General features: G+C 40.0%; 21 protein-coding genes, 2 tRNA genes and 1 riboswitch. Of the genes, 7 read left to right on the forward strand and 16 right to left on the reverse strand.

Features of this window, described 5'->3' with window-relative positions:
• Positions 1 to 3: 3 nt before the first annotated feature.
• Positions 4 to 105, reverse strand: a riboswitch (SAM riboswitch).
• A gap of 212 nt (positions 106 to 317) precedes the next feature.
• From pth to AACZ87_RS06805, 3 genes are all read right to left on the reverse strand, one after another.
• Positions 318 to 878: an aminoacyl-tRNA hydrolase gene (gene pth, locus AACZ87_RS06795; protein ID WP_339865944.1), complete on the reverse strand. Its 561-nt coding sequence runs from the start codon at positions 876 to 878 to the stop codon at positions 318 to 320.
• A 199-nt stretch (positions 879 to 1,077) separates the two neighbouring features.
• Entirely contained in the window at positions 1,078 to 1,659 is a 582-nt protein-coding gene (locus AACZ87_RS06800) for a 50S ribosomal protein L25/general stress protein Ctc (RefSeq protein WP_339865945.1), read from the reverse strand.
• A gap of 113 nt (positions 1,660 to 1,772) precedes the next feature.
• A complete protein-coding gene (locus AACZ87_RS06805) occupies positions 1,773 to 2,699 on the reverse strand; it encodes a ribose-phosphate pyrophosphokinase (RefSeq protein WP_339865946.1) in 927 nt (308 codons plus the stop codon).
• Between the two features lie 535 nt (positions 2,700 to 3,234).
• Here AACZ87_RS06805 and AACZ87_RS06810 point away from each other — a divergent pair.
• The 4 genes from AACZ87_RS06810 (at position 3,235) to AACZ87_RS06825 (ending at position 8,939) form a co-directional block, all read left to right on the forward strand.
• Positions 3,235 to 5,931: a M14 metallopeptidase family protein gene (locus AACZ87_RS06810; RefSeq protein ID WP_339865947.1), complete on the forward strand. Its 2,697-nt coding sequence runs from the start codon at positions 3,235 to 3,237 to the stop codon at positions 5,929 to 5,931.
• 150 nt (positions 5,932 to 6,081) lie between these two features.
• A complete protein-coding gene (locus tag AACZ87_RS06815; RefSeq protein ID WP_339865948.1) occupies positions 6,082 to 6,828 on the forward strand; it encodes a hypothetical protein in 747 nt (248 codons plus the stop codon).
• A 72-nt stretch (positions 6,829 to 6,900) separates the two neighbouring features.
• Positions 6,901 to 7,617, forward strand: coding sequence for an EcsC family protein (locus AACZ87_RS06820; protein WP_339865949.1), 717 nt, complete (start codon positions 6,901 to 6,903; stop codon positions 7,615 to 7,617).
• A gap of 167 nt (positions 7,618 to 7,784) precedes the next feature.
• A complete protein-coding gene (locus AACZ87_RS06825) occupies positions 7,785 to 8,939 on the forward strand; it encodes an aminotransferase class V-fold PLP-dependent enzyme (protein ID WP_339865950.1) in 1,155 nt (384 codons plus the stop codon).
• 56 nt (positions 8,940 to 8,995) lie between these two features.
• Here the strand turns inward: AACZ87_RS06825 and AACZ87_RS06830 are convergent.
• A tRNA-Gln gene (locus AACZ87_RS06830) sits at positions 8,996 to 9,068 on the reverse strand.
• 318 nt (positions 9,069 to 9,386) lie between these two features.
• On the opposite strand from AACZ87_RS06830, the gene AACZ87_RS06835 reads away from it, so the two are divergent.
• Entirely contained in the window at positions 9,387 to 9,629 is a 243-nt protein-coding gene (locus AACZ87_RS06835) for a hypothetical protein (RefSeq protein WP_339865951.1), read from the forward strand.
• A 56-nt stretch (positions 9,630 to 9,685) separates the two neighbouring features.
• On the opposite strand, the gene rplI is transcribed toward AACZ87_RS06835, so the two are convergent.
• From rplI to AACZ87_RS06855, 4 genes are all read right to left on the reverse strand, one after another.
• Positions 9,686 to 10,129, reverse strand: a complete 444-nt coding sequence (rplI, locus tag AACZ87_RS06840) for a 50S ribosomal protein L9 (RefSeq protein ID WP_091695020.1) — start codon at positions 10,127 to 10,129, stop codon at positions 9,686 to 9,688.
• Positions 10,130 to 10,156: 27 nt separating this feature from the next.
• Positions 10,157 to 10,408 carry a 30S ribosomal protein S18 gene (gene rpsR, locus AACZ87_RS06845; RefSeq protein WP_057937597.1) on the reverse strand — a complete coding sequence of 84 codons (252 nt, stop codon included), beginning with the start codon at positions 10,406 to 10,408 and terminating at the stop codon, positions 10,157 to 10,159.
• Positions 10,405 to 10,776, reverse strand: coding sequence for a 30S ribosomal protein S6 (rpsF, locus tag AACZ87_RS06850; protein WP_091695017.1), 372 nt, complete (start codon positions 10,774 to 10,776; stop codon positions 10,405 to 10,407). Before rpsF ends, rpsR begins: the two co-directional genes overlap by 4 nt.
• 129 nt (positions 10,777 to 10,905) lie before the next feature.
• Positions 10,906 to 11,835, reverse strand: a complete 930-nt coding sequence (locus AACZ87_RS06855) for a hypothetical protein (RefSeq protein WP_339865952.1) — start codon at positions 11,833 to 11,835, stop codon at positions 10,906 to 10,908.
• Positions 11,836 to 11,853: 18 nt separating this feature from the next.
• Between AACZ87_RS06855 and AACZ87_RS06860 the strand changes: the two genes are divergently transcribed.
• Positions 11,854 to 12,444 carry a methyltransferase domain-containing protein gene (locus AACZ87_RS06860; protein WP_339865953.1) on the forward strand — a complete coding sequence of 197 codons (591 nt, stop codon included), beginning with the start codon at positions 11,854 to 11,856 and terminating at the stop codon, positions 12,442 to 12,444.
• Here AACZ87_RS06860 and AACZ87_RS06865 read toward each other — a convergent pair.
• Together AACZ87_RS06865 and apaG are read right to left on the reverse strand one after the other, a co-directional pair.
• Positions 12,433 to 13,212 carry a class I SAM-dependent methyltransferase gene (locus AACZ87_RS06865; protein ID WP_339865954.1) on the reverse strand — a complete coding sequence of 260 codons (780 nt, stop codon included), beginning with the start codon at positions 13,210 to 13,212 and terminating at the stop codon, positions 12,433 to 12,435. The two genes, AACZ87_RS06860 and AACZ87_RS06865, sit on opposite strands and share 12 nt — an antisense overlap.
• Position 13,213: 1 nt before the next feature.
• Entirely contained in the window at positions 13,214 to 13,600 is a 387-nt protein-coding gene (gene apaG, locus AACZ87_RS06870; protein WP_339865955.1) for a Co2+/Mg2+ efflux protein ApaG, read from the reverse strand.
• 59 nt (positions 13,601 to 13,659) lie between these two features.
• Here apaG and ung point away from each other — a divergent pair, with 59 nt between their 5' ends.
• Positions 13,660 to 14,322 (forward strand): uracil-DNA glycosylase, encoded by a 663-nt coding sequence (gene ung / locus AACZ87_RS06875; protein WP_339865956.1) that lies wholly within the window; start codon positions 13,660 to 13,662, stop codon positions 14,320 to 14,322.
• 37 nt (positions 14,323 to 14,359) lie between these two features.
• Here the strand turns inward: ung and lepB are convergent, their stop codons facing one another.
• The 6 genes from lepB to AACZ87_RS06905 form a co-directional block, all read right to left on the reverse strand.
• Positions 14,360 to 15,433, reverse strand: coding sequence for a signal peptidase I (lepB, locus tag AACZ87_RS06880; RefSeq protein ID WP_339865957.1), 1,074 nt, complete (start codon positions 15,431 to 15,433; stop codon positions 14,360 to 14,362).
• A gap of 15 nt (positions 15,434 to 15,448) precedes the next feature.
• The gene (gene dapB / locus AACZ87_RS06885; RefSeq protein WP_339865958.1) at positions 15,449 to 16,171 is read right to left on the reverse strand and encodes a 4-hydroxy-tetrahydrodipicolinate reductase; all 723 of its coding nucleotides are present in this window, start codon (positions 16,169 to 16,171) and stop codon (positions 15,449 to 15,451) included.
• Between the two features lie 2 nt (positions 16,172 to 16,173).
• Positions 16,174 to 16,788, reverse strand: a complete 615-nt coding sequence (locus AACZ87_RS06890) for a DUF5683 domain-containing protein (protein ID WP_339865959.1) — start codon at positions 16,786 to 16,788, stop codon at positions 16,174 to 16,176.
• Positions 16,789 to 16,790: 2 nt separating this feature from the next.
• Positions 16,791 to 17,702 (reverse strand): ParB/RepB/Spo0J family partition protein, encoded by a 912-nt coding sequence (locus tag AACZ87_RS06895; RefSeq protein WP_339865960.1) that lies wholly within the window; start codon positions 17,700 to 17,702, stop codon positions 16,791 to 16,793.
• 2 nt (positions 17,703 to 17,704) lie between these two features.
• Positions 17,705 to 18,487 (reverse strand): AAA family ATPase, encoded by a 783-nt coding sequence (locus tag AACZ87_RS06900; protein ID WP_339865961.1) that lies wholly within the window; start codon positions 18,485 to 18,487, stop codon positions 17,705 to 17,707.
• Positions 18,488 to 18,959: 472 nt separating this feature from the next.
• A tRNA-Ser gene (locus AACZ87_RS06905) sits at positions 18,960 to 19,044 on the reverse strand.
• Positions 19,045 to 19,116: the final 72 nt, after the last annotated feature.

Below are 19,116 nucleotides of genomic sequence, written 5' to 3' on the forward strand. Positions count from 1 at the left end.
GCCAATCTATAGTTCCGCAAAGGGTAGGATTTGGCACCGTTCTCCGTTTCGGGATGGTTGCCAGAGGGTCATAGAGCCTAATCTCTCGCCTCTTCTTTATAAATCAGTTGCCTGAAGTGATGCAAAGAAAGACCTAGATTTGGGGAAATCCAAATCTTATTTAATCAATATGACTATGCAATGATGCCAGTCAACTGAGAATCTTTGCTTATCAAGTTGGGAGACCGATGACCGATGTCCGATGTCGGGTCTTAAATTTAACATATCCTACATTGCTTTTGCCACCTTACTGGTAGAAAAGCGGATATACATATTAATCAGTCATTAAATTGATTCATGGTGCGATCCACTCCGATAGAGCAAAAGCTGAGCGTCATTTCTATTGCTTTATCCATGATTGAAGGCAATTCAGAGAATTCGTCAGAAGTGAATTTGCCTAACACAAAATCGACTTGTCTTCCTTTAGGAAAGTCGTCTCCTATTCCCATTCTCAACCTTGGGTAGTTTTGACCTCCTGTAAGTTCTTCGATGTTTTTTAGACCATTGTGACCTGCAGCACTTCCTTTTGGTTTCATGCGAAGTTTTCCGAAGGGAATGGCTACATCATCTACCAATACAAGGGTGTTTTCTTTGGAAATTTGTAGCTCTTTCATCCAATAGTTCATAGCCTTTCCGCTTAGATTCATGTAAGTGGTTGGCTTGATCAGGTGAATTGTTCTGCCTTTGTATTTGAATTCTGTTTTGAAAGCAAAGCGATCACTTTTCCAGGAGCATTGATTCGCATCGGCAAGTCTATCCACAGTCAAAAATCCAATGTTGTGCCTAGTGAGTTCGTATTCTGGACCTATGTTCCCAAGGCCTATGATTAAGTATTTCATATGCTTTATAATTGATTTTTATAGGTCATATGCCAGCTTGGCTGACACCTGTTGGACGGGGAATCTCACAGGTCTTACTAATCATCTCTCTGTGTGATGCTTGAGTCTTGTTCAATTTCATCTTTTATAGCTATCTGGCTTGAAAATAAAAAATCCTGCCCAGTTATGGGCAGGATTTTGAATGAATAAGAGGGAAGTTCTATTCTTCGTCTCCGCCTTTTTTGCCTCTAAGTGCTCTTGGAATACCAATAGTCACGATAGAGACGTTAGGATTTGTAAGAATTTCAAAGCCTTCTACACTTAGGTCTTCAACTTTGAACGATTTACCCAAATCAAGTTTAGAAATATCAACAGGGATAACGTCAGGGAAATCTTTTGCAAGACCTTTCACCTTCAATACTCTAGTTTTTAATTCTAATTTACCACCTTTAGCAAGTCCTGGAGAGCTTCCTGATACTTTCACAGGGATCTCAAACTTAATCGGCTTGTCTTCAGCATAAGCTACGAAGTCAGCGTGAAGAAGTGCCTCACTTACTGGGTGAAACTGCGCATCTTTCAATACAGCCTTGATGATAGTTCCTTCGATATTCAAAGCAACCATGTGAACTTCAGGAGTATAAATCAATTCTCTGAAAAGGATGATTGGAGAGTAGAAGTGAATCTGCTCTTTGATACCAGGTCCGTAAACCACGCAGGGAACATTACCTGATTCTCTCAATTCAGAAAGACTGGCGCTGTCGAGATTTGCTCTTTTAAACCCTATAATCTCTAGATTTTTCATATGTAATTATTGATTTTTAATTGTCATATGGAATCTCGCATTATGGATTACATCCCTCCTTGAGATGCTTTTCCAAGCTCGATTTCATATTGTATTTTTAATAATATTGGTTCTTAGATAAACAAAGAACTGATAGAAGTATTTCCTGTCACGGCATGAATTGCCTTTGCGAATAGGTCAGCGACTGTCAATACTTTGATTTTTGATGATTGTTGCTTCGGGCTGATGGTATCAGTGATTACCAGCTCTTCCAACATTGAGTTTTCGATGTTTTCGTATGCTTTTCCTGAAAGTACTCCATGTGTTGCAATGGCTCTTACTGAATTAGCTCCCTTCTCCATGACCATTTCGGCTGCTTTGCAGAGCGTGCCTGCAGTATCTACCAAATCATCGACGAGAATCACATCTTTTCCCTCTACATCACCGATTACTTGCATTGAAGCAATCTCGTTGGCTCTTTTTCTGTGCTTATCACAGACCACCATTTCTACTTCAAAATGCTTAGCATAAGCCCTTGCTCTTGCTACTCCTCCCACATCTGGAGATGCGAAAATCATATCTGGGAGCCTTAGCGAATTCAAATAGGGCACAAAAATAGCTGATCCATTCAAATGATCCAAAGGTATATCAAAAAAACCTTGAATTTGTCCCGCGTGTAGGTCGCAGGTCATGATTCGATCTGCTCCTGCTGAAGTGATCATGTTTGCGATCGCTTTAGCTGCAATTGATACTCTTGGTCTGTCCTTCCTGTCTTGCCGAGCATATCCGAAATAGGGAATAACAGCACATACTTTATATGCACTGGCCCTTTTGGCTGCGTCTATCATCAGGCAAAGCTCCAAAAGGTTGTCGCTTGGTGGGGTGGTACTTTGTACCAAAAATACTGTACACCCTCTAATAGATTCATTGAAACTTGGCGATAGTTCGCCGTCGCTGAATTTAGAAAGTGTAAGGTCGCCTAGCTTTTTACCATAGTTTTTAGCTACTTTTTCTGCAAGTGATTGGCTATTAGTGCCTGAAAAGATTTTAACCTCGGACATGGTTAGTTGTTTTTTTCGGGAAAGGTTTGGAATGGATTTAAGATCAAAAGTAGTGATTTTTGAATGGATGGCTATGGTGACTAAGGATGATTCAATAGAATATTTTGAATTTCATTACTATTAAGTCAAAGATAAATACCTGAGGTAGGTGAAAATGGATTTGATAAATAATGAATCTGGTTATCCATAATCTTGTCAGCACCAAAATTTCTTTGCTTACTCGGACGAAAGACCGAAGCGGTCATAATTCTTAACCTCACTAAGTCGTAAGATGCTTTTAGCACTTTATTGCCAAAAAAGTGGAAACAGTATAGGGTTTAAGGCAATAGAAATTGTTGACAAACCAAGAATTGCTTCAAAAAGCGAGCAACCTGAGATTTTATATGTTAGATGTAGGGCTTTGTTTTCCACTATCGATTAGCTTATGGCTTTTATCCTCCAGTCCTGTAAAATATAGTGAAAAGAGACTTTCCTACGGCGTTAGCCTCTTTTTTTCATGCTATTTTAGACAGCTAATAGACCAACCCATATCTTTATGAGATTAAAAACTACTCTAACTGTTCTTCTACTACTCTTTTCCTTTGGGGTATTTGCACAGAATGTACCAACTCCCAAGTCCCATTTTGGCTTTGATATAGGAGATGATTATCAGCTTGCCAATTTTACCCAGACTGAGGCTTACTTCAAGAAAGTAGCCGATGCAAGTGATCGGGTGAAAATGCTTGAAATTGGCAAGACCGAATATGGAAGATCTCAGCCTATGATGATCGTGACTGCTCCAGCGAACTTTGAAAAGCTTGATAGATACAAAGAGATTTCGCAGACTCTCGCCCATGCAGAAATTTCGAGAGAAGAGGCTGAAAAACTTTCTGTAGAAGGAAAACCAGTGATCTGGATTGATGGAGGATTACATGCAAATGAAGTCGTAGGCCCTCATCAGTTGATTGAAACCCTGTACCAATTAGCCTCACGGGATGATGCGGAGACCCTGAAAATCCTGGACGAGGTAATCATTTTACTAGTGCACGCAAATCCTGATGGCATGGAAATCATGTCTGACTGGTACATGAGAAAAGATGATCCAAAGGAGCGTGACCAAAATATTCCAATTCTTTATCAGAAATATGTAGGACATGATAACAATCGTGATTTCTACATGAATAATATGAGTGAAGCGGCTAATATGTCACTTCAGCAGTATGTAGAGTGGATTCCTCAGGTAATTTACAATCACCATCAGACTGGACCAGCAGGAACCGTAGTGGCAGGACCTCCTTACCGGGATCCTTTCAATCATGTCTTTGATCCCTTGATCATCACTAGCCTTGACGCCGTTGGTGCAGCGATGATCAATAGAATGCACCAAGAAGATCGGCCAGGCTATACCAGACTAGATGGATCAGTTTTTTCCACTTGGTGGAATGGTGGCTTGCGTACTACGCCTTACTATCATAACATTATCGGAATTCTGACCGAGATTATAGGCAACCCAACTCCTATGGAGATACCTTTGGTTCCAGAGCGTTTGATTCCGAATAACGGAACGCCGTACCCAGTAACTCCGCAGGAATGGCATTTTAGACAGTCGATTGATTACTCAGTTTCTTTGAACTACGCGATTTTTAATCATGCCGTTCGTCACGGAGATGAGTTATTAATGAATATCTACCTGATGGGTAGAAAGTCTATTGATAAGGGGAGTCAGGATAATTGGACTATGTATCCTAAATATGCACAAGCTGTTGAAGATGCATTCAAAGAAGCTCAGAAAAGCAAGGGAGATGAGAATAGCAATAGATCAAGATTTCCGACACAATTCTACGACTCTGTCTATAAAGATCCTGCTAATCGGGATCCTAGAGGTTATATTCTCTCTGCAGATCAGCCGGATTTTCCAACGGCCGTGAAGTTTATGAATGCATTGATCAAGTCAGGTATTTTGGTGGAAAAAGCTACAGAGGAGTTTACTGTAAATGGTAAAACCTATCCAGCCAATTCATTTATAGTAAAAACTGCTCAGGCATTCCGTCCCCACGTGATTGATATGTTCGAACCACAAGATCATCCAAATGATTTTCTTTACCCAGGCGGGCCTCCAATCCGTCCTTATGATGCAGCTGGTTGGACTTTAGCAATGCAGATGGGTGTGGAAGTGGATAAGATGTATGAAGGTTTTGATGGCCCATTTGAGCGAATTCCCTATGGAGAGATTCAGTCTCCACCAGCAAAATCTCTAGCGAATGGATCCGGCTATTTGCTGGATGCCAGAAACAACAATAGCTTCATGGCCGTGAATGATTTGCTTAAAGCAAAAGTGAAAGTGTACAGAACTACTTCAATGATAGATGGATTGCCTACGGGCTCTTTCTACGTAAGTGGTGGTAAAAAGGAGCTGGAAATGGCAGCGAAAGAATATGGTGTGTATCCTGTGCCTGCTTCTATGCCAAAAAACGCTACCCAGATTCAGCCAGCACGAATTGGCTTGTATGATTATTATGGTGGATCTATGCCTTCAGGCTGGGTTCGTTGGATGATGGAGAAATTCCACTTCGAGTACCAGTTGGTTTTTCCGGAGGAAATCAATGCGGGCGATTTGAAAGACAAATACGATGTGATGTTGTTCATTAGTTCTGGAATTCCAAGTGCAGGTTCTAGAGGGTATTCGAGATCACAACCTAAGCCGGAGGAAATCGATGAGAAGTATCGACATATGTTAGGCAGCTTTACTGCAGAGGAATCGGTTCCTCAGATTAAGAAATTCATCGAGGATGGTGGAGAGGTTATTTCTGTCGGTTCTGCAACTGATTTGGCTTTTCATCTTGGCCTGCCTGTGGAAGATGCGTTGGTTGAGGTTGGAGCTGATGGAGAGGCTAGATCGCTAAGCGGAGAGAAATACTATGTGCCAGGTTCAGTACTGGAAATGCATGTAGACAACACTGTGCCTATTAACTATGGTATGGGCGAGAGTGCCTATATCATGTTCAATAGAAGTCCAGTTTTCAACCTTGCTCCAAATGCAGGAAATATGAAAGTAAAGGCGATTGCTTGGTTTGGTGAAGAGGAGCCACTCCGAAGTGGATGGGCTTGGGGACAATCCTACCTGAAAAATGGAGTTACAGCTTTCGAAGCTGAGATCGGAAAAGGTAAGTTCTACGCCTTTGGTCCTGAGATTACCTTCAGAGCACAATCGCATGGTACATTTAAGATGTTGTTTAATGGTTTGTATAAATAACATGCAAATTCTAATTATTGAAAACCGCCTTGATAGAGGCGGTTTTTTTGTGAGCATTTGGAAATTAGTCTCTTGGGTTTAGTAATGTTTAGGTCAGTTTATTTCATAAATGTTTTATATCTTAAACCAATTCATTTTTTTCGATAAAACATGAGTATTGGCGATTCAACTCTTATTTCAGGAATTTATAATTGGTGTGACCGATGGTGCGAGAAATGTGCTTTTACTGCTAGATGCAGTGTCTTTGAACGTGAACAAAAAGCAGATTTGAAGTCTCCCGAGGATTTTTGGAATTTCATATCAGAAAATTTTAAGGAAACACTGGTCATGCTACGGGCAATGGCAGAAGAGCAAGGTATCGACATTGAAAAAATAGTCGAAGAAAGTAAGAATGATACTTCCGTAGAACTAGAAGAAAATAAGCTGGATGAACATCCTCTCTGTGTGGTTACAGATAAGTATTTGCTTGCAGGCAAAGATTGGCTTGATTCTTCCAAAACCAAGGGGTATTTGCAGGAATTGGCTCACCAAGAACAGCTTGGAGTTATCACTCCTTTTATCGCGAAAATGCAACGTGTTCATCTAGAAAATGCACTTGAAGTAATACAATGGTATCTCTTTTTCATTCATGTTAAATCCAAGAGAGTTCTGAACGATTTTTCCGGAAAGTTCTGGGAAGATTATCCCGACTCTGAAAAAAGCTATAATGGTTCAGCCAAGGTTGCCATGATCGCAATTGAAAGAAGTATGCAGGCATGGCGTAAAATCCTAGAAATAATGGAAGACGAGCAAGATTCAATTTTAGAACTATTAGTCCTTTTGGAGAGAGCTAGAAATCAACTTTTAACATTGGCTCCGAACTATAATCTGTTTATTCGTCCTGGATTTGATGAATGATTCAGAAAGTAGTTGGTCTTAGTAACTATCCTATAGAATTTCGTTTGATAGACAAATACATAATTTGACTCAATGGACTCCTACTTACATTATACCCATGCAGAGCTCGCGCTTTGGCAGCATCAACTCAAGAAAAAACCAGGTTTGGGCGGCAGGCTCACGCATGGGGTACAGAATAAAATCAATAGCTGGATTCCTGAGAAAGTCCACAAAGTAGTGACAGCAGCCATTGAGAATATGGTTAAAGTAGTGCTTACTGGCTCGAGCTGGATTGTTCCAAAACCAGATGAGAGTTTGACTTTAAAGCAGCGGGAATTCAAAGTAAGAAGTAGAATCAAGTGGTATAGAAACACTGCTTCTGTGGAAGGAGCTGTGACCGGAGCTGGAGGCATATTGATGGGTTTTGCAGATTTTCCGGCGTTTCTGACGATCAAAATGAAGATGCTTTTTGATATAGCAGCTCTTTACGGTTTTGATACAAAAGATTTTCAGGAGAGACTTTTTCTTCTGTATGTTTTTCAGCTTAGTTTTTCTAGCCAGCAAAGAAGAAATGATTTGATTGGCCTGATAGAAAACTGGGAAGAGTATCGAGAGACGCTGCCAAAAGACTTCAAGGAGTTCGACTGGAAGACTTTCCAATTGGATTATAGAGATTACATTGATCTTGCGAAACTGGCTCAGTTGATTCCTGTCGTGGGAGCAGGAGTGGGAGCTATCGCAAATTATCGTCTGACGGAGCATTTAGGAAGATATGCAATGAACGCTTATAGATTACGTGTGTTAGAGTAATCAACTATTGATTATAATAAAATGTAGTGAATGCCTGGATGTCAGACGTCAGGTGACCGATGCTGGCTCTTAGTTAGGATTAGAATAATCTCATTTTAGTTTTGACTGATTGCAACATCACTTCAGCAAGATTTAATGCTGCATTAAATGGAATTAAATTAAATACTATGGATTCTCAGAAACACCTATTTAGTCTTGATCCTGATATTCATTACCTCAATTGCGGATACAAAGGACCTCTCATGAAGTCTGCTGAGAAAGCCGCTGTTCAGGCGCTTATTCGGGAACGAAACCCGACCAACATAAGCCCGCAGGATTTTTTCACAGAGGCAAGAGAAGTTAAGTCAAGCTTTGCGGAGCTAGTCAATTGCGATCCTTTTCAAGTAGCATTGATTCCATCAAGTTCTTATGGGTTTGCTACTGCACTTGGGAATATTTCATGTGAACCGGGGCAGCATGCGATCGTGCTGGAAGATGAGTTTCCCAGTGGTTATTTTTCCCTTAAAACTTGGTGCTACAGAAATCAGGCTTTACTTAAAGTAGTCGGTCCAGATGCTGATGCTCCAACTCCAGGTGAAAGCTGGAATAAGAATTTACTGGACAGTATCACTCCTGAGACTGCGGTGGTACTGATGTCTTCTGTGCATTGGATGAACGGGTTGAAGTTTGATCTTGAAAGCATAGGGCAGAAGTGTAAAACTGTGGGGGCGATCTTTATTGTGGATGGAACTCAATCAACTGGAGCAGCAGAGATGGATGTCAAGCGATTTAAGATCGATGCATTGATCTGCGCTAGTTACAAATGGCTTTTTGGACCATATGGAATGGGGATTTCCTACTTCGGGCATGCTTTTGACGGTGGCAAGCCATTAGAGGAATCTTGGCTCAATCGAACCAATTCGCAGGATTTTGGGAATCTTACCAAATACGATCATGAGTACACGGAGGATTCGGGTAGATATAATGTAGGGGAAATGAGTAATTTTATTCTTTTGCCTATGCTAAATGCCTCGCTGAAGCAGATCAACGAATGGACTGTGGCGGAAATAGAGAAATATTGCAATGAGCTCACTGCACCGCTTTACGATTACTTGAAAAGCAGAAATGTAGTACTTGAAGATGAACAATACACATCTCATCATCTTTTTGGCTTAAAGCTTCCTGAGGATATTGATCCTGAGCTATTGAAAAATAATCTGCAGGAAAATAGAATCTCTGTTTCTACTAGAGGTGGGAATTTGAGAATCTCAGTGAATGTCTTTAATACCCCTGAAGATTTAAAGAAGCTAATTCAAGTTTTGGAGATGAGTAGGTTGTCTTAGATGTTACGAAAAAATAAAAAAAGCCGCTGAATTTTCAGCGGCTTTTTACTTTCTAGTTGGCTTACCAGGGCTCGAACCTGGACTCTTCTGAACCAAAATCAGACGTGTTGCCAGTTACACCATAAGCCAGTCTATTTGAGATTCCTTGTGGGTTTCCCTTAAAGTTTCACAAAGGTAGAATGTCATTCCATTTATTCCAAACCCACACAGAAACATTTTTATATTTTTCGGCTAATTACCTTTGAATCAGCTGGAAATAGTGGCCTGTAATCCTGTTTATACAAGCACAAGCCTTTAATTTATTATGAGATTGCTGTTTCATTAATAAGAATTAAATAGGTCTTGAATTGCGAAATTGTTAACGCTGAGGTGTTTATGTTGTGTAATCCGGAATTAATATACATTTTTGTCGAAATATTGAAAGAAACGACTAAACCTTTATTCACTATGCAAGTTGAGAAATTAGAAAAAACAGTACCTGAAGTGGTGCAGAAGTTAACAAAGTTGAAATCAGAAACATTGGCAGCTGAGCTGTCTTGGTGTTGGGTGAGTTTTCAGAATGATCACAATCCAGTAGGTGTGATCGAGAAAGGGCAGGCTGCTCTTGCTTTGTTCAAAGAAGCTAGAGAGAAAAATAGCAAGGCGGTTTCAAAGAAACTTGTTGAGAGCTTTGAAAAAGCACTGAATTAAGCATAAAAAAAACCCCGATTAATCGGGGTTTTTATTTTTATCAATGTGAGGAGTGATTATTCTCCTGATACGTTGAATTTAACGTTAGTTTTCACTTCTCTGTGAAGATCAACTTCTGCAGCAAATTCTCCAGCACCATCAACTGGTGTATTGATAGAGATTTTCTTTCTGTCGATGTCGATACCTTGAGCTGCTAATGCATCAGCAATCTGCAACGTAGTTACCTTACCGAAGATTTTACCTGATTCACCGATTTTCGCTTTGATCTCTAAGGTAAGAGCTTCAAGTTTTTCTGCGATATTCTGAGCTTCAGTTTTAATCTTTTCTGCTTTGTGAGCAGCTTGCTTGATATTCTCAGCAAGAATTTTCTTGTTAGATCCAGTGGCAAGTACAGCGAAACCTTGAGGGATCAAGTAATTTCTTCCGTACCCTGGCTTTACAGCTACCAAGTCATTCTTATAGCCAAGACCTTTGATGTCTGTTTTTAGTATGATTTCCATTTGTAATGATCTTTTGTGATTGGACGATTATTTCAACCCATCGGTTACGAATGGCAACAACGCCAAATGTCTTGCTTTTTTGATAGCCTGAGCTACTTTTCTCTGGAATTTCGCAGAGTTACCAGTAAGTCTTCTTGGAAGAATTTTACCTTGCTCATTGACAAACTTCAACAAGAAATTAGGATCCTTGTAGTCAATGTACTTGATGCCGTGCTTCTTGAATCGGCAATACTTTTTTCTGATTTCGCCTCTATTGATTGGCTCGTTAACTAATGTCATTTGGTGGCTTCCTCCTTAGCTTCAACTTTTTTGTTAAACTCTCCTTTTCTTCTTCTTTCGGCATAAACAATTGAATGCTTATCCAAAACAGTAGTCAAGAATCTCATCACTTTCTCATCTCTTCTAAATTCTACTTCGAATTTGCGAATGAGCGTAGGATCGGCCTTGAATTCAACCATAACGTAGAAACCAGTAGTCTTTTTCTCAATGGTATAAGCCATTTTCTTAAGACCCCAATTTTCCACATTAATAACGTCTGCCCCCAGTTCTTTTAACAAGTTCACAAACTTGTCGACAGTATCCTTCATCTGAACATCAGATAAAACGGGAGTTAAAATGAATACCGTCTCGTAATTTCTTTGGAACATTTTTTTAATGTGTTTAAGGAATTTAATAAACAGGATGCAAAAGTAGGGGAAAAATCGCTGTATTCCAAACAACTAGCGAAACCAAAATTGCTAGAAGGTCAAAAAAAAGCCTCCCGAAGGAGGCTTGAATTATTTCACTGTGAAAGTCTTTGAGCCGACTTCGTAATTATCTACAAATATTTTGACCTGATGTGTTCCAGATACGTAATCGGTACCTTTTTCATAGAAAAATGTTAACTCCTGCTCTGTGTTATCAAAAATCACATCTTGCTTTACAGTATAAAACTGCTCTGCTCCCTGCATCATAAACGTACCAGAACCTTTAGCTACATCGAATATTGGTTGTTCATTTGGGGCTAAAACCTGCACATAGATGTTTCTTGGGCCTTTTTCAGCTACTTTATTATCCGCTAGGTTAAAGCTGACTTTTATTCTTTCTATTTGACGATTCTTAAAGTCCTTCGTAGTCTCCACACGCTCTTTGCCCTTCGAATTCACTGCAGCAATTTCAATGTTTTCTGCTTTCAGCATGGACGCAACATTGACCTTGGCTTGCAGATCTTCCTTTTGAAGATTGAGTTGAGCGACTTCTTCTTCTATTTCTGCCTGTGTGGTTTTTAGATCTTGATTTTCTGTAAAAAGCTGCTGATTAACTGCTCGCAACTCCAAAATCTCCTGATCCTTCTCTACAATCATACTATTGTAGCTTTTGATTTTTTCATTTAAAGCTGTTATCTCAGAAGAGCTTCTTTGTCTTGAGGTATTTCTCTCAGCAATAAGCTGATCGCGTACTTCCTCAAGTGCTTGTACATCACCTCCAAGCTTTTCGATTTCCTGAATTCTTAGATCGAGTTGATACGTGACAGAATCAAGACGCTTGTTCAAATCATTGTTTTCCGTAGAGAGGAGCAAGATTTCTTCTGATTTTTTGGTACGATCTACATAATCTGTGTACAGTTTGATGCCACTTATTATTACTAAGAGCACCAATACGATTATGATGATGTTTTTGCCCTGGTCTTTCTTTTCAGGTTTGTTATTCTCAAATTCAGTATTCATTTCAAATTAGGCGTTAAAATGGCTTTTTTAGACAAAGATTATTGGACTAAAAGGTATGCTACAGGCAAAACAGGTTGGGATATAGGTTATGCTTCACCTCCACTTGTGCAATATTTAGACCAAATTCAAAATAAAACTATAGAAGTGCTCGTTCCGGGTGCCGGGTCAGGCTTTGAAGCTGCTTATGCCTGGGATGCTGGTTTCAAAAATATACATCTGCTGGATTTCTCTAATGTCCCACTTCTGAGATTCAAAGCATCAAACCCGAACTTTCCGCTCACTCAGATTCATCAGCAAAATTTCTTTGACCATGAAGGTTCTTATGATTTGATTTTGGAACAGACTTTCTTCTGCGCGCTTGATCTCAGTCTCCGAACCACCTATGCATTGAAAATGCAATCTCTGCTCAAGCCTGGAGGGAAATTGGCAGGAGTTTGGTTTGCTAGGGAGTTTGACTTTGATGGTCCTCCTTTTGGCGGAAAAATTGGTGAGTATAAACAGCTTTTTGAGAAGTACTTTGAAGTGAAAATGATCTCTCCTTGCTATAATTCTATTCCTGAACGGTTGGGGTCTGAGGTCTTTATGATCTTAGAGAACTCAAAAATTTAGGATGTAATCAGTTTTTTCACCTGGGGAGTCTAGATACACAATTCCACATTCGTAGAAATCCAGACTAAGCCGAACCTCTGGTTTGGTTTTGATAGCATTCCACGCCTTCTCCATTTCATTAGACCAATGTATGTCTCCGATTGCAATGATTGTTTTCAAATGTGATTTTGCGATAATTTGCTCAAAGTACATCATCGTTCCTTCGTAAGTATGCGTTGCATCGATCAATGCGAAATCTACTTTTTCTACCGAATTTAAGGTGTGTGGAAGCGTTTTGGAGAGCTCGCCGATGATCAAATTCACATTTTCAAATCCTTGCCTGGGATTGGCTATTTCGGCAATTCCCTTGGAGCCTTCGAATGTGTAAAGTTTTCCCTGGGTAACTCTGGATAGATACCTGCTACTGATCCCCATGCAGGTTCCCAACTCTAGAACCGTTTCCGCTGCCGTTTGGGAGCAGAAAAACTGATAGAGTTGGGCAAATCTTCGATTACTCGTGCTGAATTTTGTGATGTCAGCAACCTTTCTTTTGGCAGTATTGACTCGTTTGGATCCCGCTCCTAAATCTTCCACTTCAATTAATTGATTCGATGAAAGAAGCTGGTTTCTGTAGGCTTCAATATCTAGATCTTCGCTTTTTCTATTCTCAATAAAGCTGAAAAGGTTTTGATAAGTATGAAATAGAAGTGGGGATTGTAAGGAATACTTATCCTCCCTTTTTAGCCAATAGACCAGATAGGATAGAAGCGGGTAAACGAATTTTTGCAAATCAGTTTTGGAAGTAACTAGCAATCATTTGGAATTCAGGAATTGCTACTTCGAATTTGTGGCCATCAAATAGTTTTTCCATGTAATAAACTCCAGTCATCTTACCTAAGCCTGATTTTAGATTGCACCCAGATACGTAGCTATGAGATTCGCCAGGTTCTAAAATGGGCTGCTGACCGACAACTCCGTCGCCTTCAACTATTTTCTTGATTTCCGCAGCATCAGAGATTTCCCATCTTCTTCGCAAAAGCTGAACGGTTTGGTTGCTTTTGTTTTCAATAGTTACCTTGTAAGTAAATACGAAATGATGCTGATGTGGACTAGAGAATTCTGATTGATAAGTAACTTCAACACTTACTTGGATACCAGACGTAACTGCAATTACCATATTAAACAATTTAGAAGTTTTTAAAGATACTATTTTAAGTTTACAATCAATTAATCCTGATGGAAATCAACTTAGAACCAAGCTGGAAAGAAGCATTAAAGCACTTATTTGAAAAAAAGTTCTTTAAAGACCTAGTTGCTGATGTGAAGTACGAGTATAGTACTTCAAATGTTTTTCCCGCTAGTAAAGATATATTTAGTGCGTTCGACCATTGCCCACTTGATTCTGTCAAAGTAGTGATTCTCGGGCAGGACCCATATCACGGCCCTGGTCAGGCACATGGCTTGTCCTTTTCAGTGAAGCCTGGAATTCCATTTCCTCCAAGCCTTTTGAACATTTTCAAAGAAATACAAGCTGACCTTGGTATACCTATCCCTGCAAATGGAGACTTAACCAGATGGGCTGATCAGGGTGTGTTTTTGCTAAATGCAACTTTAACTGTGCGTGCTCATGAAGCTGGTTCGCATCAAAAAAAGGGTTGGGAAGAATTCACTGATGAGGTAATACAAACCTTAAGCAAGAAGCGTGAAAACATTGTTTTTTTGCTTTGGGGGGCATATGCTCAGAAGAAATCTGCTTTGATTGATTCCAATAAGCACTTGATCTTAAAAGCTCCACATCCTAGCCCACTCTCATCCTATCGAGGTTTTTTTGGAAGTAAGCATTTTTCAAAAGCGAATGAGTATTTAGCAAATCATGGAATTGAACCAATAAAATGGTAAAAGAAAAAGCCCTGAAGTTTTCCAGGGCTTTTCAAGATTAATCTATTCCGTTGAATATTCGACTCCAGCGAATTTTACTAAACATGGATTCATATTTGTCTAGTGAAAGCCAAAGGAACCAAGCTTTTCCTACAATGTGATCTTCCGGGACAAAACCCCAGAAGCGAGAATCCAATGAGTCATGTCTATTGTCTCCCATCATGAAGTAATAATTTTGCTTGAAGGTATAGCTATCTACTTTTTGACCATCGATGAATAGTTGTCCTTCCTTCACTTCTACATTCTCATTACCTTCATATTTTTCAATGGTGAAGCTGTATTTCATTACATTTTCAGCGGTCATATCTATTGTCCAGCCTTGTGCTGGGATCTTTAGTGGACCGTAGTTATCACGATTCCAACCTAGCGCCAATCCATCAGGGAAGATAGTTGAGTCTCCCCCATTTTTCTCGATATGTTTTGTCACTGAAGTTATTACTGGGGATGATTCCAATCTTTTGATCATTTCTTCCGTAGCAAACACCAAGTATCCTGAACCATCGCTAAAATTGTAATGACTTTCAGGGTTAACTCCATAATCGTAGAAGAAATCTTCTGTAAGAGGGCGATTGGTGATCACATCGTAGGAGTACTGCATCTCAACCGGTTTTGGAGCAAGCTCATTATTTACATAAGCATCGCCACCTCTCACTTCTATAATATCTCCCGAAATCCCAATTGCACGTTTGATGTAATTTGTTTTTAAATCTGTCGGGTATTGAAATTCAACCGGATAATTGAAAACAACAACATCATTTCTTTCTACATCAGAAAAACCAGGAAGTCTGTAATATGGAAGTTGAATAGCATCTGAATAGGAAGGGATTTCTGTTCCCCAAACTTTCTGATGAGTGAGTGGAACTTGCAATGGAGTCATGGGGAATCGTGTTCCATAGTGCATTTTGCTAACAAATAGAAAATCACCTACTAAAAGTGATTTCTCCATTGAAGCTGTAGGGATAGTGAAAGGTTCTAAAAGTAGCCAACGAATCAAACTGGCTGCTACTACTGCAAAAATCAACGCATCACCCCATTCCCGGGCAGCTGACTTCTTTTTTGTTGACTTACTCATAATTGGTTTTTAAGTTCAGAAAGATAGAAAATCATCCATAGAAAGCACGCCTTTCTTTCCTTGAATCCACTCCGCCACCAAAATTGCGCCAAGGGCAAACCCCTGACGGCTATGTGCTGTGTGTGTGATTTCAATATCGTCGATTTCAGACGAATAGCGGATGATATGTGTTCCTGGAGCTGGGTCTATCCGTTTTGACGTAATAGGAAGAGAGTGTTCAGTTTCGCTCATACCCTCGGACAGATTCCAGCTGTTCAGATCGTTCATGTTTTTGATTATGCCTTCGGCTAAAGTAATTGCTGTGCCAGAAGGGGCATCTTTTTTTGCTGTATGGTGAATCTCTTCTATGGAGCTTTTATAGCCTGTGGTCTCATTCATAAGCTTTGCGAGGAATTCATTGACTTTGAAAAAGATATTGACTCCGATACTGTAGTTTGAAGCGTAAAAGAATGCTCCATTATTAGCTAGAGTTAGCTGCTCAAGTGCTGGCTTTTGATCTAGCCATCCAGTGGTACCTGATACAATAGGAATGCCTCGCTCGATAGCCCACTTGATGTTATCAACGGCTGCTTCAGGCTGACTGAATTCTATCGCGACATCGATAGTGCTGGAATCCAATGAATTGAGCTCGTCAAGATTGTCTATATTGATTTTTCTAGCAATGCTATGGCCACGGGATTCTGACAACTGACCAATCAGTTGTCCCATTTTCCCATAGCCTAAAAGTAATATGTTCATGTTTAGAAGTTGAGTTTTACTGAAAGTCCTATTGATTTATTGTTTGAAGAGAAGCTTTCATAGTGAGGTTCAAATTTCAGTGCAATATCATCTGAGACATCAAAACCAGACAAATGGGCATCTACATTTGCATCGATTAAATTTAGTGCGTAGATACCAACCAAAACGAGATAGCAAAGATCTCGACTTTTTCTCCAATAGTTTACATTTCTCACGAGCCCGTCTCTATTTAAACTAGGGAAATCAGTTGGGAGCTCATCGTCAAAATCAGAAAGAGCTTGTTTGAAAACTTGATAGCGGCGGTTGTTGAAATTGATGAAATAAACGTCGGTGATAATGCCTCCGTAGATCAGCGGCACCTTCCAGGATTTTCCGTTATAGACTTGGCCTGCTCCAGGCAAAATTGCAGAAAGTATAGTTGCTTTCTTTGGATTCTTAGGAAGCAAGGAGTAATCCGGTTTCGCCTCAGGTGTTTTTTTTCTTTCTACTACAGGAGGTGGCGGAGTTGATTCTTGCGCTAAAGAAGCTTGGCCAAAGCTTAAACAAAAAAGCAAAAATCCCACTAAAATAAGCGGGGCTTTAGAATAAAATGAGCTATGAGAAAAGGTAATCTTCAAGGTTAGATGATTTCCAGTATTTCCAGAATTCTATTTAGATCAGATGCAGAGTTGAAAGGGATTTTAATTTCGCCCTTGTTTTTTGTATTGGTTTTTAGAGCCACTTTAGTTCCGAAATGGGATGCAAGTCGCTGTTGAAGCTTATTGATCTCATATTTTCTTACTGGATCGAGCTCTGGTGCAGCCGGTTTCTCTGGCTTTCCTTCGCTCAATGCTTTCACCAATGCTTCTACTTGACGAACACTCAGTTGCTCTTCTACAGCTTTTTTGAAAATTGCCAACTGTATACCTACATCCTCTACATTGATCAATGCCCGTGCGTGGCCCATAGACAATTGCTGGTCTCGGATTGCGCCTTGGATTGTCGGGGGAAGCTTGAGCAGTCGTAGGTAATTATTTACAGTCGTTCTGTTTTTCCCAACTCGGTCACCGAGTTCTTCTTGCTTTAAGTCACATTCTGCTAGCAAACGCTGGTAGGATTGTGCGATCTCGAGCGCATTTAAATTCTCTCGCTGAATATTTTCTATAAGTGCCATTTCCAGCATTTGCTGGTCATTGGCAGTACGGACATAAGCCGGGATTTGAGTTAATCCTGCAATTTTTGAAGCTTGAAACCTTCTTTCACCAGAGATTAGCTGATATTCGTTAACGTCAAGTTTTCTAACAGTTATAGGCTGAATAATCCCTTGCACCTTGATCGATTCTGCGAGTTCTGCCAAGGCATCCTTATCGAAGTGAACACGAGGCTGAAAAGGATTGACTTGTATTTGTTCAAGAGGGATTTCGAAAATCCCAGTTTTAACTACCTCAGGTAAAATTTCCTCAGATTTGTGCTTGGCAGGACTATCTTCAAGTAAAGCTCCAAGACCTCTTCCCAAGACACTTTTTTTTCGGTTAGGTTTATTATCTGACATAGTTATTTGGTCACTTTATGTACATCATTTTTTTGCACTATTTCTCCCGCTAGATTAAGATAGGCCACTGCGCCCTTTCCATCTGCATCGAAGGAGATAGCTGGTAAACCAAAACTAGGAGCTTCGCTCAATCTCACGTTTCGAGGGATGATGGTTTCAAAAACCATGTTTTTGAAATGTAATCTCACTTCCTCTACCACTTGGTTTGACAGACGAAGTCTCACATCATACATGGTGAGTAGGATGCCTTCAATCTCCAAATCAGGATTTAGCCTAGTTTGGATGATTTTTATCGTGTTTAATAATTTTCCCAAACCTTCTAATGCAAAATACTCACATTGTACGGGGATAATTACTGAATTAGCGGCAGTAAGTGCATTGATAGTAATCAATCCTAAGGAAGGGGAACAATCAATAATAATGAAGTCATAGAGGGGCTTGAGCTCTTGGATGACCTCTTTCATCTTTTCTTCCCTATTGTCTAAGTTGATCATCTCTACCTCAGCACCGACTAAATCGATGTGCGACGGCACCAAATCCAAGAATTCAAGTTCAGTTTTGTGGATGATCTCTTTTACGTCAATTCCATCCACCATGCATTCATAGATACTGGTGTTGATGGTCTTGGGATCATGACCCAATCCGGAGGTTGTATTAGCCTGAGGATCTGCGTCAATCACCAGGGTTTTATATTCCAGGACTGCCAAACTAGCCGCCAGGTTCATCGCTGTGGTAGTTTTGCCTACTCCGCCTTTTTGATTGGCTATGGCAATGATTTTTCCCATGGTGTAAATTAAAGAGTAATTTAATCTCAATATTAAGCAAAATGAATTCTTTTCTGGCTGATCTTCCTGCTTTTTTTCCCTTTCCCAAAACCACCCGTTGATGTAATAAGGAGCAGCTATTGGGGGGTGATGTCGGACTAAAATATTGAAAATCAGTTGGAAGTATGTTGACTATTCTTATTGGCTTGATCAACCCCACACTAAATTATAGTACTCGAATTCAATTGATACTGCTGGTTAACCCAAACGCTTGATTCCTGGATAAATTACTTATTCGGTCAAGGATCCGTCTTATACTCAAGCAAAGCTGGTTTTTATATGCGGTGAGTTAAGATTCTGACTGCTGTATTTCAAGCCATCCAAGGGATAATGGCAGGGATTTGATAAGGAGAAATTCGCTATTAAAAGAGCTGTCATTTCAAAAATAAAAACCCTAACTCTCAATATTTCAGATAGTTAGGGTTTTATAGTGCAGAGGAAGAGGGATTCGAACCCCCGGTACCTCACGGTACAACGGTTTTCAAGACCGCCGCATTCGACCGCTCTGCCATTCCTCTAGGTCGTCTTCAGGTTTGTGCCCGAATAGGAATGCAAAAGTAGGATAAAAGTAAACTTTTGCAAAACACATT

This window comes from uncultured Algoriphagus sp. (assembly GCF_963974365.1).
Taxonomy (GTDB): domain Bacteria; phylum Bacteroidota; class Bacteroidia; order Cytophagales; family Cyclobacteriaceae; genus Algoriphagus.

Excerpts from the sequence above, each read along its gene's own strand:
- pth (WP_339865944.1), bottom strand. The coding sequence starts at position 878 with ATGAAATACTTAATCATAGGCCTTGGGAACATAGGTCCAGAATACGAA.
- AACZ87_RS06800 (WP_339865945.1), bottom strand. The coding sequence starts at position 1,659 with ATGAAAAATCTAGAGATTATAGGGTTTAAAAGAGCAAATCTCGACAGC.
- AACZ87_RS06805 (WP_339865946.1), bottom strand. The coding sequence starts at position 2,699 with ATGTCCGAGGTTAAAATCTTTTCAGGCACTAATAGCCAATCACTTGCA.
- AACZ87_RS06810 (WP_339865947.1), top strand. The coding sequence starts at position 3,235 with ATGAGATTAAAAACTACTCTAACTGTTCTTCTACTACTCTTTTCCTTT.
- AACZ87_RS06815 (WP_339865948.1), top strand. The coding sequence starts at position 6,082 with ATGAGTATTGGCGATTCAACTCTTATTTCAGGAATTTATAATTGGTGT.
- AACZ87_RS06820 (WP_339865949.1), top strand. The coding sequence starts at position 6,901 with ATGGACTCCTACTTACATTATACCCATGCAGAGCTCGCGCTTTGGCAG.
- AACZ87_RS06825 (WP_339865950.1), top strand. The coding sequence starts at position 7,785 with ATGGATTCTCAGAAACACCTATTTAGTCTTGATCCTGATATTCATTAC.
- AACZ87_RS06835 (WP_339865951.1), top strand. The coding sequence starts at position 9,387 with ATGCAAGTTGAGAAATTAGAAAAAACAGTACCTGAAGTGGTGCAGAAG.
- rplI (WP_091695020.1), bottom strand. The coding sequence starts at position 10,129 with ATGGAAATCATACTAAAAACAGACATCAAAGGTCTTGGCTATAAGAAT.
- rpsR (WP_057937597.1), bottom strand. The coding sequence starts at position 10,408 with ATGACATTAGTTAACGAGCCAATCAATAGAGGCGAAATCAGAAAAAAG.
- rpsF (WP_091695017.1), bottom strand. The coding sequence starts at position 10,776 with ATGTTCCAAAGAAATTACGAGACGGTATTCATTTTAACTCCCGTTTTA.
- AACZ87_RS06855 (WP_339865952.1), bottom strand. The coding sequence starts at position 11,835 with ATGAATACTGAATTTGAGAATAACAAACCTGAAAAGAAAGACCAGGGC.
- AACZ87_RS06860 (WP_339865953.1), top strand. The coding sequence starts at position 11,854 with ATGGCTTTTTTAGACAAAGATTATTGGACTAAAAGGTATGCTACAGGC.
- apaG (WP_339865955.1), bottom strand. The coding sequence starts at position 13,600 with ATGGTAATTGCAGTTACGTCTGGTATCCAAGTAAGTGTTGAAGTTACT.
- ung (WP_339865956.1), top strand. The coding sequence starts at position 13,660 with ATGGAAATCAACTTAGAACCAAGCTGGAAAGAAGCATTAAAGCACTTA.
- lepB (WP_339865957.1), bottom strand. The coding sequence starts at position 15,433 with ATGAGTAAGTCAACAAAAAAGAAGTCAGCTGCCCGGGAATGGGGTGAT.
- dapB (WP_339865958.1), bottom strand. The coding sequence starts at position 16,171 with ATGAACATATTACTTTTAGGCTATGGGAAAATGGGACAACTGATTGGT.
- AACZ87_RS06895 (WP_339865960.1), bottom strand. The coding sequence starts at position 17,702 with ATGTCAGATAATAAACCTAACCGAAAAAAAAGTGTCTTGGGAAGAGGT.
- AACZ87_RS06900 (WP_339865961.1), bottom strand. The coding sequence starts at position 18,487 with ATGGGAAAAATCATTGCCATAGCCAATCAAAAAGGCGGAGTAGGCAAA.